General features: G+C 71.7%; 11 protein-coding genes and 1 pseudogene. 2 read left to right on the top strand and 10 right to left on the bottom strand.

Annotated features, from left to right (window positions below; translation table 11 throughout):
• Window position 1: 1 nt before the first annotated feature.
• The 6 genes from RIN75_RS29105 to RIN75_RS29080 form a co-directional block, all read right to left on the bottom strand.
• On the bottom strand, window positions 2-700 hold the full coding sequence (locus tag RIN75_RS29105) for a DUF624 domain-containing protein (protein ID WP_309115229.1): 699 nt from the start codon (window positions 698-700) through the stop codon (window positions 2-4).
• Window positions 697-2,229, bottom strand: coding sequence for a xylan 1,4-beta-xylosidase (locus RIN75_RS29100; RefSeq protein ID WP_309115228.1), 1,533 nt, complete (start codon window positions 2,227-2,229; stop codon window positions 697-699). Before RIN75_RS29100 ends, RIN75_RS29105 begins: the two co-directional genes overlap by 4 nt.
• Window positions 2,230-2,353: 124 nt before the next feature.
• Window positions 2,354-3,985, bottom strand: coding sequence for an extracellular solute-binding protein (locus RIN75_RS29095; RefSeq protein ID WP_309115227.1), 1,632 nt, complete (start codon window positions 3,983-3,985; stop codon window positions 2,354-2,356).
• 51 nt (window positions 3,986-4,036) lie between these two features.
• A complete protein-coding gene (locus RIN75_RS29090) occupies window positions 4,037-4,972 on the bottom strand; it encodes a carbohydrate ABC transporter permease (protein ID WP_309115226.1) in 936 nt (311 codons plus the stop codon).
• Window positions 4,969-5,955 carry an ABC transporter permease subunit gene (locus tag RIN75_RS29085; protein ID WP_309115225.1) on the bottom strand — a complete coding sequence of 329 codons (987 nt, stop codon included), beginning with the start codon at window positions 5,953-5,955 and terminating at the stop codon, window positions 4,969-4,971. The genes RIN75_RS29090 and RIN75_RS29085 overlap by 4 nt, the downstream gene beginning before the upstream one ends.
• Window positions 5,952-8,351, bottom strand: coding sequence for a glycoside hydrolase family 3 N-terminal domain-containing protein (locus RIN75_RS29080; protein ID WP_309115224.1), 2,400 nt, complete (start codon window positions 8,349-8,351; stop codon window positions 5,952-5,954). Before RIN75_RS29080 ends, RIN75_RS29085 begins: the two co-directional genes overlap by 4 nt.
• A gap of 463 nt (window positions 8,352-8,814) precedes the next feature.
• Between RIN75_RS29080 and RIN75_RS29075 the strand changes: the two are divergent.
• Window positions 8,815-9,069: pseudogene (locus RIN75_RS29075) on the top strand (transposase); the annotation flags it as partial.
• A 14-nt stretch (window positions 9,070-9,083) separates the two neighbouring features.
• Here RIN75_RS29075 and RIN75_RS29070 read toward each other — a convergent pair.
• The 4 genes from RIN75_RS29070 to RIN75_RS29055 all read right to left on the bottom strand — a co-directional run bounded on the left by RIN75_RS29070 (window position 9,084) and on the right by RIN75_RS29055 (window position 12,827).
• The gene (locus RIN75_RS29070) at window positions 9,084-9,545 is read right to left on the bottom strand and encodes a DUF2243 domain-containing protein (protein WP_309115223.1); all 462 of its coding nucleotides are present in this window, start codon (window positions 9,543-9,545) and stop codon (window positions 9,084-9,086) included.
• The gene (locus tag RIN75_RS29065; RefSeq protein ID WP_309115222.1) at window positions 9,542-9,814 is read right to left on the bottom strand and encodes a hypothetical protein; all 273 of its coding nucleotides are present in this window, start codon (window positions 9,812-9,814) and stop codon (window positions 9,542-9,544) included. Before RIN75_RS29065 ends, RIN75_RS29070 begins: the two co-directional genes overlap by 4 nt.
• A gap of 938 nt (window positions 9,815-10,752) precedes the next feature.
• On the bottom strand, window positions 10,753-11,667 hold the full coding sequence (locus tag RIN75_RS29060; RefSeq protein WP_309115221.1) for a GDSL-type esterase/lipase family protein: 915 nt from the start codon (window positions 11,665-11,667) through the stop codon (window positions 10,753-10,755).
• A gap of 188 nt (window positions 11,668-11,855) precedes the next feature.
• On the bottom strand, window positions 11,856-12,827 hold the full coding sequence (locus tag RIN75_RS29055; protein ID WP_309115220.1) for a LacI family DNA-binding transcriptional regulator: 972 nt from the start codon (window positions 12,825-12,827) through the stop codon (window positions 11,856-11,858).
• 75 nt (window positions 12,828-12,902) lie between these two features.
• Between RIN75_RS29055 and RIN75_RS29050 the strand changes: the two genes are divergently transcribed.
• Window positions 12,903-14,081, top strand: coding sequence for an MFS transporter (locus RIN75_RS29050; RefSeq protein ID WP_309115219.1), 1,179 nt, complete (start codon window positions 12,903-12,905; stop codon window positions 14,079-14,081).
• Window positions 14,082-14,131 lie beyond the last annotated feature (50 nt).

The following is a 14,131-nucleotide window of genomic DNA, read 5'->3' as shown; positions in this document are numbered from 1 at the left end:
GTCACGCGGTGAACCTTTCGGTGGCGTCGCGCAGCACCGGGTCGGCGTTGCGCAGCAGCAGGAGGGTGAACGGTGCGGCCAGCAGCGCCAGGATCCAGTCGGAGGTGAGCACGACGAGCCCGCCGGTCGCGATGAGCAGCGACAACGCGCCGAGCGCGCTCGCCGGCCGGGCCGCCAGGTAGTAGGAGGCCAGGCGTGCGGTGTCCCGGGTGCGCAGTGCGAGCGTGGACGACAGCACGAGCGCCTGGGTCGACCACACCAGCAACGCCACCGCGATGACGACGAGCACCACGCCGTACCCGGCGGGCACGTCGGCCAGTTCCAGGTTGGCCAGGCTGAAGCCGATCACGGTGAGCACCGCCAGCGCGGGCAGCCACCAGCGCAGCACGTCGAGCCAGTTGAGCCGGTAGCCGCGGCGGAAGTGCGTGGCGGGGGAGAGGTCCCGGTCGTGGAGGAACACCCGCCAGGCGTAGACGGCGGCCGACAGCGCCGGGCCGACCGGGGCGAAGCACAGCCCGATCAGCGGCGCGTTGCCCGCGCCGCGGTCCAGGAACACCAGCGCGAGGAAGCCCGGCGCCGTCGTCAGCACGATCATGGCGTCGATGACGACGAACCAGTACACGACGGACGCGACGCGCGACAGGATGCCCGCGCCGATCTCGGCGGCGGGGTCGCCTCGTCGTTCGGCGGGCACCGTCACGGCCTCTCGTGCGGTGCGACGAGCCGGTCGTCGGACGCGCCGAGCAGTCGCCGGTCGTCCAGCCCTTCGTGGTGCTCGGCGCGCACGGGGACGAGTTCGACGAACGTGACCTCGTGGCGGGCGAGCGCGAGGTCGAGGTCCACCCGCCCGGCCACGACCGGGGCCTGCCGGTGTTCCAGGGCGGGGCGGGCGCAGTCGCGCAGGACGTCGAGCGCACGCGGGTCGGGGGAGCGGGGACGGCCCAGTTCGCGCCACGCGCCGAACGCGTTGCCGTCGTGCTCGTTCACCCGCTCCCGGCGGACGAACGCGCGCGGCCCGGTCAGCGGGACCGACAGCCGCACCTCGTGCCGCTCGGGCGCGTCCGGCGCGTCGGTGCCGCCCACCGGCTGCCAGGCCAGCACGGTGACCCGGCCGTCGTCGGTCGCGCACACCAGGTGGTCGTGGCCGCGCGCCAGCACGGTCGTGCCCATCCGGGCCATGAACGCGTAGAGGTGGTAGGTCGGCTTCGGCACCTGCCGGTGGGTGAGCAGGCCGAAACCGCCGTGGAACAACGAGGTCGGCACGTTCTCCTCCTCGAAGACGTCGCAGAACGTCCAGTAGGAGTACGAGTCCACCAGCTCCGTGCCGCCGGTGACCACCGGGGCCAGGTAGGCGGCGTGGTAGGCCGTGTCGTGGATCGGGTTGTCGGGCCGGTAGGAGCTGTTGTACTCGGTGATGTGCACCGGCAGCCCGGCCAGCGCGGTGCCCGCCAGGTGCTCGCGCGGCGCGGCGAACTGGTCCAGCAGCGCCTCGGGCGCGTCGAGCGTCTGGTAGGTGCCGAACGGGACGTGCTGCGCGGGGCCCGAGGTGTAGGCGTGCCGGCTGACGAAGTCGATCGGCACGTCGCGGCGGGTGACGAACTCGGCGAACGGCGCCCACCACTCGTCCGAGCCGGGCGAGATCGCCGGGCCGCCCACCTGGAGCCCGGCGTCGACGTCCTTGACGGTCCGCGCGGTGAGCTCGTACAGGTGGAAGTACGCCTGCTGGTCGGCGTCCTTCCAGAACCCGGGCAGGTTCGGCTCGTTCCACACCTCGATCGGCCAGGTGCGCACCTCGGCCACGCCGTAGCGGTCGACGAGGTGGCGGACGACGGCGCGGACCAGCGCGGCCCACTCGTCCCGGTCGTTCGGCGGGGTGATGTTGCCCTTCCACCAGAACACCGTGTCCTCGCCCGAGGCCAGCGCGGTCGGCATGAACCCCAGCTCCACGAACGGCCGGATGCCCAACTCCAGGAACCGGTCGAAGACCTGGTCCACGTAGGTGAACGAGTACCGGGTCACCCCGTTCCCGGACACGCGGTGCACGCCCATGTCGTCGGACAGCAGACCGTGGCCGCGGATGTGGCGGAAGCCGATGTCGCGCTGCACCTGCGCCAGGGATTCCTGGTGGTCGGCGCGCAGCGCGAGGTTGATCCGGCCGGTGCCGACGCAGTGGCGCCACGACGGGGACAGGCGGCCGATCGGCTCGCCGGGGACGGTAACGCGGCTCACAACCCCTCCAGGGCCACGGTGTTCGGCCTCGGACCACCGTCGCCGGGTCGCGTCGGGCGCTGCCGACCGAAGGGACCCGGCGACCCGGCCGCCGCCCGCGCGGGCGGCGGCCGTCGAGCGCCGGTCAGCCGTTCTTCTCCTTGTAGCGCTTGTACGCGCCGTTGACCAGGTCGACGAGGTCGTTGGAGCCCTTGGCCTCCACCTCCTTGACGTAGGCGTCCCACGTGGACAGGTCGCGCTGGCCCAGGATGAACTGCAGCGTCGACTGCGTGACGAGGTCCTTGAGCGAGCTCTCCACCAGGGAGGCGCGCTCGCGTTCCTCCTCGTTCAACGGCGCGGGCGGCGGCAACGCCTCGACCTTCTTGTCGGCCACCGTCTTCTGGAAGGCGACCTCCTCCTCGGTGAACATCGACTGCAGCAGCTCGGTGGCGCCGCCGTAGGAGAAGACACCGCCGTGGAAGCCGAAGTCGCGCTGGAGGTTCTTCGGCGCGCCGACGTTCAAGCCGCCGAACGCCACCTCGGGCTTGAGCGTCCGCTTGCCCGCCGCGTCCTTGTCGTAGGTCGTGCCCAGCACGCCCCACTTGGTGAACTCCTGCGCCTCGTCGGAGTACCAGAGCCAGTCGATGAACTGCATCGTCGCCACGAACTTGTCGCTCTGGACGGCCTTCGCCGACACCATCAGCCCGCTCTCCAGGCGCGTGCCGCGGATGACGTCACCCTTGGGCCCGGCGGGCAGCGGGATCTTCGCGACGGTCGCACCGGGGATCTTCGCGATGTTCGGCCGGTAGTCGTTGACGATGTTCTGCGCGCTGCTGCTGATCGCGAACGACTTGCCGGAGGCGAACTTCTGGATGGCCGCGTCGTCCTTCTGCGTGAAGCTCTCCGGGTCCATCAGGCCCTCGTCGACGAGCTTGTGGAAGTACTCGATCAGCTGCTTGTACTCCGGGGTCGTGCCGGTGAACTCGTACTTCTGCGCGGACGGGTTCCAGATCGTGTTCTTGACGTGGCCCCAGCCGGCCGGCGTGCCGAACGTCTGACCGGCGTAGTTGAGGATCGCCTTGGCTTCGAAGCGGTCCGACAGCGGGTAGCTGTCCGGGTTCGCGGCCTTGATCGCCTTGAGGACGGTGTAGACCTCGTCCCAGGTCTTCGGGGTCGGCAGGTTCAGGCGCTTGAGCTCGTCGGTGCGGAACGCCAGCGAGTATTCCTGCCAGATCTTCTCGTGCATGCCGGGCAGCACGTAGAACTTGCCGTCCTCCTGGCGCAGCGTGTTCAGCTCGGGCTGGAGCTTCCACCTCTCGACCTTGTCCTTGAAGTGCGGCATCAGGTCGAGGTAGTCGCTCACCGGCAGGATCGCGCCGGAGGCGACGAACTGCTCCTCCTGACCCGGGTAGGTCTTGGAGATGATCGTCGGCGCGTCACCGGAGCTGATCAGCAAGCCGCGCTTCTGCTCGTAGTCGCTGTAGGGCACGACCGTCGGCTTGATCGTGGTGTTGGTCCGCTGGGTGATCTCCTTCCACAGCAGCCAGTCGTCCTTGATCGGGTAGTGCGACTGGTCGAGGTAGAGCAGGCTGACGTCGAGCGGCTCGGTCGCCTTGAACCGCGTGCCCACCTTGTAGTCGGCCATCGACGCCGTCCTCTTGCCGTCGAGGTCGACGCCACCGCCCGCGTCCGGGTCCCCCTCGCTGCACGCGGCCAGGCCGACCACGAGGCTGCCGGCGACGGCAGTCAGAAGCGCTCGCTTCCATTTGGTTCGCATCGTGCTGTCTCCTCGGGTGTGTGACGCCGCCGTCGACGCCGAGCGCGTGCGCTACTGCTTGACCGCGCCGAGCATCACGCCCGACACGAAGTAGCGCTGGATGAACGGGTAGACGACGACGATGGGCAGCACGGTCAGCACCATCGTCACCGCCTTGATGTTCGCGGAGATGGCCACCGCGTTGGACTCGACCGCGCCGACCGACGTCGCCGAGGTGGCGCCGGCGATCATGTTCCGCAGGTACACGGTGACCGGGAACAGGTCCGAGCGGTCGAGGTAGAGGAACGCCGGGAACCACGAGTTCCAGTTCGCCACCGCGTAGAACAGGACCATGGTGGCGAGCACGGCCTTCGACAGCGGCAGCACGATCCGCAGCAGGATGCCGTAGGTGCTCAGGCCGTCGATCGCGGCGGCCTCCTCCAACTCCGCGGGCAGGCTCTCGAAGAACGCCTTCATGACCAGCAGGTTGAACACGCTGATCGCGTTCGGCAGCACGACCGCCCACATCGTGTTGGTCAGGCCGAGGCCGTTGACCAGCACGTAGTTCGGGATCAGGCCCCCGTTGAAGAACATCGTGAACACCGCGATGCCGATGAGCAGGCCGCGGCCCTTGAGCCGGTGCTTGGACAGGACGTACGCGTAGGTCGTGGTGAGCACGATCGAGATCGCGGTGGCCGTCACGGTGTAGACGACGGTGTTGAGGTAGCTGTTCCAGAACGCCGGGTCGGACGCGACGAGCTTGTAGGTGTCGAGGTTGAACCCGCGCGGCACCAGGTTGACCTGGCCGGTGCGGATGTAGAGCTCGCTGCTGAACGACTGGGCCACGATGGTGACGAGCGGGTACAGCGTCACCGCGGCCACGCAGAGCAGGACCACCGTGTTGACGACGCGGAAGACGCGGTAGCCGCGGGAGTCGTCCAGCGAGGTGCGGCGGGTTCCCGCGGGCTTGGCCGGCCGCTCGGCGATCCCCGTCGGGGTGTTGGTCACCACAGGCTCGTCCCCACCGCTCGGCGCGAGATCGCGTTGGCGGACAGGATCAGCGTCAGGCCGATGATCGACTCGAACAGGCCGATCGCGGCGGCGTAGCTGAAGTTGTTGGACACCAGCCCGACCCGGTAGAGGTAGGTCGACACGACGTCCGCGGTCGGGTAGGTCAGCGGGTTGTACAGCAGCAGGACCTTCTCGAAACCGACCGCCATGAACGTGCCGGTGTTGAGGATCAGCAGCGTGATCATCGTCGGGCGGATGCCGGGCAGCGTCACGTGCCAGGTCTGCCGCCAACGGTTCGCACCGTCGATTCGCGCCGCCTCGTAGAGCTGCGAGTCGATCGTGGTCAACGCGGCGAGGTAGAGGATCGTGCCCCAGCCGACGGTCTGCCACACCTCGGAGGAGACGTAGATCGTGCGGAACCAGCCCGGCTCCTGGATGAACGAGACCGCGTCGCCGCCGAAGGCGCGGACCACCTGGTTGACCGTACCCTCCAGCGACACCAGCTGCATGACCATGCCGGCCACGATCACGATGGACAGGAAGTGCGGCAGGTACGACACCGTCTGCACGAACCGCTTGAAGTAGCGCGAGCGCACCTCGTTGAGCAGCAGCGCGAGCACGATCGGCAGCGGGAAGGTGAACACCAGCGACAGCGCGCCGAGCGCCATCGTGTTGCCGAAGACCTCCCAGAAGTTCGGGTCGTTGACGAACAGCTTGACGTAACGCAGGCCGACCCACGTCTCGCCGTAGATGCTCCCGCCGGGCACGAACTTGCGGAACGCGATGACGTTGCCGAGCATCGGCGCGTACCGGAAGACCAGGAAGAACAGCAGCGGGAGGATGGCGAGCGTGTAGAGCTGCCAGTCGCGCTTGAACGCCTTGCGCCACGTGCTGCGGTGCCGGGCGGCTTTCGGGGTTCTCGGCGGTTCTCCGGGGTCCGGCGCGGCCGTGGTCGCCGGTTCGCGGATCTGGGCGGTCATGCCCGCTCCACCTCCTCGTGGGTGACCGACACGGCGGTGAGCCAACGGCGCGTGTGGTCCACTTCGCGCAGCGGGCCGTCGAGCCGCAGGTCCACCGCTTCGTGCACGTCCGCGCTCGACCGGGACACGCGCAGCTGCATCGCGCCGGGCTCCACCACGCGTTTGCCGTCCCGACCGGTGAACGACGTGATGTCGGCCGGCACGCGGAAGGTGACGCGGGCCGACGCGCCGCCGGCCAGCTCCACCCGCGCGTAGCCGATGAGCCGCACGACCGGGCGGGTGACCTGCGCGACGGGGTCGTGCAGGTACAGCTGCACCACGTCCGCGCCGGGGCGCGTGCCGGGGTTGCGCACGTCCAGTTCCAACTCGACCTCGCCGTCGGTGGTCCACGGCTCGCCGCCCGACACCACGCGCACGGGCGACCAGGTGAACGTGTCGTAGCCCAGGCCGTGACCGAACGGGAACACGTGCGTCGGGTCCACATTGGACACTTCGGAGCGCCGCCCGAGCGGTGCGGACAGGTAGGTGCCCGGCTGGCCGGACGGGTCGGCCGGGATGCCGAGCGGCAGCCGGCCCGACGGCGACACCGCGCCGGTCAGCACGTCCGTCAGGGCCCGGCCGCCGAGCTGTCCGGGGAAGAACGCCTGCACGACGGCCGCCGCGCCGTCGGCCAGGTCGCCGATCGCGTACGGCCGTCCGGTGATCAGCAGCAGCACGACCGGCGTGCCGGTGTCGAGGACGGCGCGGACCAGGTCCGCCTGGGCGCCGGGCAGCCGCAGGTCGGTCGCGTCGCAGCCCTCGCCCGACGTGCCGCGCCCGAACAGCCCCGCCAGGTCGCCGACGGCGACGACGCACACGTCGGCGTCGCGTGCCACCGCCGCCGCGGCGGCGATGTCGTCCGCTTCGCCGTCGGGCTTGGTGGTGACCTCGCAGCCCTTCGCGTGGGTCACGGTGCCGCCCACCGCGTCGCGCAACGCGGAGAGCACGGTCGGGATCTCCAGGCCCAGCCCGGCGTCCGGGTGGTGCACGCCGATGTGCGCGGGGAAGGAGTAGCAGCCCAGCATCGCCATCGGGTCGTCCGCGAGGGGACCGACCACGGCGAGCCGCGTGTCCGGCCGCAGCGGCAGCACGCCGTCGTTGGCCAACAGCACTACGGATTCCCGCGCCAGGCGCAGCGCGACGTCCCGCGCCTGCGGGGTGTCGAGCCGGAGCTCGGCCGCGTCCTCCGGCAGGGGCGACCAGTCCGGGTCGAGCAACCCCAGTTCCACCTTCTGGCGCAGCACCCGGCGCAACGCCCGGTCGACCAGGCCCTCGTCCACGTCGCCGCGCTCGACCGCTTGGCGCAGCGGCGTGCCGTAGCAGCGCACCGTCGGCAGTTCGACGTCCACGCCGGCGGCCAGGGCCAGCGCGGCGGCGTCCGCCTCGTCCTCGGCCACCCCGTGCAGGGTCTGCAGGAACTTGACGGCGAAGTAGTCGGCGACCACCGTGCCGGCGAAGCCCCAGGTGTCGCGCAGCAGGGTGGTGAGCAGCCCGGCGTCGGCCGCGGACGGCAGGCCGTCGATCTCGGTGTAGGACTGCATGACCGACCGCACGCCGCCGTCGCGCACGGCCATCTCGAAGGGCGGCAGGACCACGTCGGCGAACTCGCGCGGGCCGATGGCCACCGGGGCGAGGTTGCGCCCGGCGCGGGAAGCCGAGTAGCCGGCGAAGTGCTTGAGCGTGGCGACCACGCCGGACCGCTCCAGGCCGCGCACGTACGCCGTGCCGACCGTGCCGACGAGGTACGGGTCCTCGCCGATGGTCTCCTCGGTGCGGCCCCAGCGGTAGTCGCGGGTGACGTCCAGGACCGGCGCCAACCCCTGGTGCACGCCCGCCGCCCGCATCGAGCGGCCGATCAGCTCCGCCATCTCGGCCACCAGGTCCGGGTGGAACGACGCGCCCCACGCCGGCGGCGCGGGGTAGGCGGTGGCGCGCCAGGCGGCGAAGCCGGTCAGGCACTCCTCGTGCACCAGCGCCGGGATGCCGAACCGGTTGGCGTCGGCCACCTGCCGCTGCGACGCGGCCAACGACCGGGCGCCGGCCACCGGGTCGACCGGGCGGGTGCCGTACGGGCGGGTGAGCTGGCCGAGGCCGGACGCGATGACCTCCGCCCACACCACGGGGTCGCCGGCCAGCTCGTGCTGGTGCGGTGCGACGCCTTCGCCGGACGGGTTCGCGCCGACCCAGACGCCGACGAGCTGGGCGAGCTTCTCGTCGAGCGTCATCGCGCCGACGAGCGCGTCGACCCGTTCCGCGACGGGCAGGGTGACGTCCTGCCAGACCGGGCTGGGCCGGTCGGCGGCTGTCGGAACGGAACCGCCCCCTGGCGTCACCGCGACGTCCGTCGTCCTGTTCATCATCGACCAGGTACCCCCGCTCACGTCCTCGTGAAGACCGAAACTATCGAGGCGCTTTCCGACAGGTCGATCCGGTGGGGAGACCGTAGTGAGGATCTCAGGAAGACGTCAACATCCGTGCCCGCCCCCGTCTTCGCAGTTCACAGGTATGAACCGGGGCTAAGGGAAACGTCAATTGTTCCTGCGAAGAGCCGTCGCGTCGGCGACCGGAAAGCCGAACTATTGCGCTTGGTTGCCGAAACTTTAGCTCCCTCTCGGGGTCCCCGCAGCGCACCGGCCGACCGTTTCTCCCCGCCACGCAACCACACCTCGGTGCTGACGAGGGCGTCCAACGCGCCGAGTCGCCGATGCCGAACACGCCGGGCACGACGGGCGAGTCATGCTCGGCGGCGTGCCGACGAAGGCGGGCCGCGACGAGGTGACGCGCTTCGGGCGTCGTCCACTCCGCGACCTTGCTGTGTCCGAGCCACGTCACGACGGTGAGGGCGTGCTGGTGGTGGACGAGACCGGATTCCTGAAGAAGGGCGCCAAGTCCGCCGGTGTGCGACGCCAGTACTCCGGCACCGCGGGCCGGATCGAGGACTGCCGACTGGGGCGTGTTCCTCGCCTACGCCACAGGAAAGGCCGGACGCTGGTGGACCGTGAGCCGTACCTGCCCGAGTCCTGGACTGCCGACCGGGAGCGGTGTCGGGAGGCGGCGGTGCCCGAGACCGTGGAGTTGACGTGCGCTCTTCACGTCCGCGTCCGGTCCGTGCGAACCCACCGTCCCGCCGGCCGTCGAGCGGACCGCGCGAGCACCACGCCGACGACCAGCAGCACCGCGCCCAAACCGAGGAATCCGAGGTCGTAGACGAGCTCGTGCGGGCCGGGGCGGACGTGGTGCACACCGAGCAGGTGGTGGTCGACCACGCCTTCGACCAGGTTGAACGCACCCCAGCCGGCCAGTACGCCACCCCACAGCACACGCGCGGGGAGCGTGCCGGACCGGTTGAGCAGCCACACGCCGACCACGATGAAGAGCAGGCACAGCAGGTGGAAGAGGCCGTCCCCGACCATGTTCCGGTGCAGGTGCTCCGCCGTGGTCGGTGGGTACCAGCCGGACAGCATGTGGTGCCAGCCCAGGATCTGGTGCGCGACGATGCCGTCGACGAACCCGCCGATACCCAGCCCCAGCAGCAGCGCCGCCCTGTTCACCGTCCCGCCTTCGGCGTCGTCACTTTCGCGGTCGCCGTGGTGAACGCGCCGGTTCCGGCGCGCGTCCGGAAAGGTTCGAGATCGGCACGTTGCCGCGCGGCTCGGTCGATCAGGTGGTCGAAGTCGACGTCGGGCAGGCGTGCCTTGAGCCCGGCGTGGTCGCGCAGGGTCGTGCCGCGGTTGTCGCGCTGCGCGCGGCGCGCCAACTCCCGCCACAACACGCCCATCGCGCGTTGGTCCCGGAGGTAGATGCTCAGAAAGTCGTCCACGGTCACGAGGTACCCGCAGTTCGTGGGAACCACTCCCGTGGGTGGTACCGGGGGACACCTACGAACACGCCAGGGCTGAGCAAAAGAGCGGTCGGGAAGCCGGACGCGCTCCACCGAGGACAGCGCCACTGTTTTCGAACCGGTAGCCGCCACCACGATCCGGGTCTCTTCCTGCCGGCTAGCGGTGGGTCATGAGGGCTGCGTGCCCTGGGGACCGGTGCTCCCCCCGGTCGTGGGCAGCGTGAGGGTCTGGACACGACCGAGGTACGACACCGCGGTCTCCGGTCGGCGGCGCCGCACTTCGTCGGTGTGCCGAGCGTGAACCCTCGACTTGCCTGGTGCGCCTACGCGAGCGTGACTGCCTCGAACTCCTTGCGGTGTGGTGAGGTGCACCCATGAGGCGGCGGGCCTACACTGCTCGCGCGCTGGGATCCCCCCTCCCGGCGGTCCTCACGCGGTTCCCGGCTTCCACCCCCCGAAGCCGGGAACCGCTCGAAATCCGTCTGCCGAGCGGAGTTCCCCTCGCCGGACGAAGGTCCTACCTGGTCGACCTGCGGCGGCGAGCGTGTGCCCAGTGCGTCGTCCCCGCTTGCACCCACCCGTAACTCGGACGCCACGCGGACCGGACAGCCCAGCCCGCTTCGAATGCGGACGCTCGGCTAAAGGACCCCGTGGCGCGAGATCGGCGACGGGCCGAGGTTCCCGGTCGGGACGTGGCTGCTGGGCTCGATCACGATCGCAGTGGCGCTGGGGGCGTTCCCCTCCAGCGCGAGGTTTCCTGTACTCGCATGAGGTGCTCGGTCTGGGTCGGTCGGCTGCGGGCGTCGTAGGGTTGACCGCGGCAGCAGGCGTCGGTCTGACGGACGGGTGAGGTCCCAGCGCTCTTGTCCGCTGGGTCGTGTTCTGGCGGCGCTGCCGGTTCCGACCGCCTTCACCGGCTAGCGGCCGGTGGCGGACAGGACGGCGGACGCGATCGCCTCGTGACCGGCGGGCGTCGGGTGCACGTCGGTGTGCTCGCAGAAGTAGGTCAGGGCGCACACCTTCGCCACCGGCGTCGGGATCCGGCCGTAGGCCGGGTCCTGCGTCATCTCCGTCAACGGTCCGTAGCCGCCGGTCGTGGCGGTGACGTCGACGAACTTCGCCCCGACCTTCTCGTACTCGGCCTTGAGGGCGGTGTTGAAGAAGTCCCGGAACAGCGGCACCGACAGGCGGGCGAGGTCCTGGCCGTTCGGGAACGCGGGAGAGACCCACGCGCCGAGGAACACGTCCGGGTAGGTCAGGCCCGCGATCGGGGCGTCGCCGGCGGCCTCGCGCAGGGCGGGCAGCGCGGCGGCCAGGTTGGCCCGCACGGCGGCGACCGCCTGGGAGGCGCACGCCAACGCGTCCTGCGCCCGCGCGCAGGGCGCCAGGTCGTTGCCGCCGATCACCACCGTCACCAGGCCCACCCGACCCCGGTGGTCGCGCAACGCCTGCACGGCCGCGTCGAGCTGGGTGCGTCCCGCCGGGTCCGGCGCGTCGGGGCCGCGGTTGCCGGGCGCGCAGCCGGGCTCGGCCCGCATCTGCGCGGACGTGGCCCCGCTGCACGCGAGGTTGATCAACCGCAGCTGCGACCGCTCGGCGACGAGGTAGGCGAAACCGGCCGGGTCGGCGCCCGCGGGTGTCCCCGCGTCCGCCGGCCGGTAGCCGGTCGCGTACGAGTCGCCCAACGAGACGTACACGCGTTCGGCCGGCGCGGCGTCGCCGGTGGTGGACGCCGAGTTTGGGGTCGGGGGCGTCGAGTCAGGCTCGCCGCCGCACGCTCCGAGCACCACCAGCAGCACGCCGACCAGTGCGGATCGTCGAAGTCCCGACACTCCGGCCCCTTCCCCTCGCCACGTGATCGTCCCGGGTTCCCACCCCGCCGCGCGGTAAACACGTCCACTGTGGACCGCCCGCTCGCGCACCGGAGGATCGAAGACGGCCACCGGTGGCCGCTTCCAGCTCCTGTTGGTTCGAAGAACACCTGTGGTGCTGCTCTACGGCAGCAACTCGCACTGGGCGCTCACGCGCTCTCCCTCACCACCAGCGTGGAGCGGAACAGGGTCAACGGGCTGGTCGGACGCCGGTCGAGCACGGCCGCGGCGGCGTGCGCGGCGACCTGCTCCACCGGGTTCGTGGTCGTGGTCAGGGCGGGGCGGCTCAACGGCGCGAAGGCGATGTCGTCGAACCCGGCGACCGCCACGTCACCCGGCACGTCCACACCCAGCCCCCGCAGCCCGTCGAGGACGCCGAGGGCGACCAGGTCGCCCAGCGCGAACACCGCGTCCGTGTCCGGCCACCGGGCCATGATCTCGACCGCCGCGGCGGCACCCCGGGCCGTCGTGAAGTCGCCGTGGACCAGGCGCACCTCGCCGCCGTTCTCCCGCGCCACGCGCCGGTAGGCGTCCACCGCCCGTTCGGTGCACGGCAGCCACGACGGGCCGGCGACCATCGCGACGTGCCGCCTGCCGCTGCCCACCAGGTGCCGGAGCACCTGGGAGGCGCCGCCGCGGTTGTCCACGTCGAACGCGGGCACCTGCCGGGACCCGACGCCGATGGCCGCGACCCGCGCGGACCTCGGCAGCAGCTCCAGCGCGGGCTTCGTCGGGTTGACCAGCACCACGCCGCCGATCCCGCGCCCGTGCGCGAGGCGGGCCAACGCGGCCGGGTCGTGCAGCGGGAGCCAGTGCAGCGCCACGCCCACCTCGCGTGCGGCGGCGACCTCGGCCGTCGCGGCGACCACGCGGCCGACGTAGGGGTCGGTCAGCACGGCGGGCGTGCCGCCGATCACGGCGACGGCGACCCGTGTGCCGCCGTGCGTGGCGAGGGCGCGTGCGGCGGCGTCGGGCACGTACCCCAGGTCGGCGACCGCGGCGGCGACTCGGCGGCGTGCCTCGGGTGACGCCGGTCCGCGCCCGCTGACCACGCGTGAAGCGGTCGCGGGTGAGACGCCGGCGTGTCGCGCCACATCCGCCAGCGTGGGGGTGCGGATCACGCGGCCAGTCTGCCGGCACTTGCGGTGGAAGCGCTTCCACGTATCCCGTCTGGGCAACTGGGAAGGAGCACCGCGTTGACCGTCACCGTTGCCCGTCACCACGTCCGCGCCGTCGTCGGGGTGTCCGTCACCTTCGGCCTCAACGGCGTGGCGGTGGCGTCGTGGTTCGCCCGCGTGCCCGCTGCCCGCGACGCCCTCGGCCTCGACGCCGGCGCCCTCGGGTTGCTCCTGCTGTCGATGTCGGCGGGCGCGTTCCTGGCCATGCTCACCGCGGGCGAGGTGACCCACCGGCTGGGGCCGCGGCGCGCGGCACAGGTGTCCGTGCTCGGCGTCGCGACCGGTCTCGCGGTGGCGGGCTTCGCCACCGGGACCTTCCCGTCCACGCCCGCGACGGCCGTCGGGATCTTCGTCCTCGGCTACGGCTCGGGCACGTGCAACGTGGCGATGAACGTCGAGGCCGCGGCCGTGGAGCGGCTGCTCGGCCGGACCGTCATGCCCCGCTTCCACGCCGTGTGGAGCCTCGGCACGGTCGTCGCCGCCGGACTGGCCGCGGTGGCCGCCGCGGTGTTGCCGGTGACCGCCCACCTGGTGGCCGTGGCGGCCGTCGTCGCGGGCGGCACGCTGGTCGCCGTGCGGTCGTTCACCTCCGGCGGTGGCGCCGAGCGCGGCGGCAGCGGTGTCCTGAAGGCGTGGCGCGAACCCCGGACCCTGCTCATCGGGCTGCTCGTGCTGGTGCTGGCGTTCACCGAGGGGACGGCGAACGACTGGGTCGCGGTGGCGTTCGTCGACGGCTACGGGTTCGGCCCGGCCGCGGGCGCGGTGGTGTTCGGCGTGTTCGTCGCGGCCATGACGTTCGGCCGCGTCGTCGGCCCGGGCGCGCTGGACCGGTGGGGCCGGGTGCCGGTGGTGGCGACGACGATGCTGCTGGCCGCCGGCGGCGTGGCGCTGGCCGTGCTGAGCGGGTCACCGGTGGCCGCGGTCGCGGGCGTGGCGCTGTGGGGCCTGGGCACGTCGCTCGGCTTCCCGGTCGGGATGAGCGCCGCCGCGGACGGGGACACCCGCACCGCCGCCCGGGTCGGCGTGGTCGCCGTGATCGGGTACACCGCGTTCCTGGCCGGACCTCCGGTCGTCGGCCTCCTCGGCGCCCACGTCGGCGTGCTCCCGGCGCTGCTGGTGGTGCCGCTGGCACTGGTCCCGGCCCTCGCGCTCGTGCCCGTCCTGCGCCGCCGACAGGATCACGGCTCGGAACGGTGAAAGGGGGCCGCGGCGCCTGACCACCGCCCTGACGGAAGGCCCGGCGCGGA

Source organism: Saccharothrix sp., assembly GCF_031180885.1.
Classification (GTDB): Bacteria; Actinomycetota; Actinomycetes; order Mycobacteriales; family Pseudonocardiaceae; genus Actinosynnema.
The sequence above is the reverse complement of the archived record's forward strand: the minus strand, read 5'-3'. Positions and strand labels throughout refer to the sequence as shown.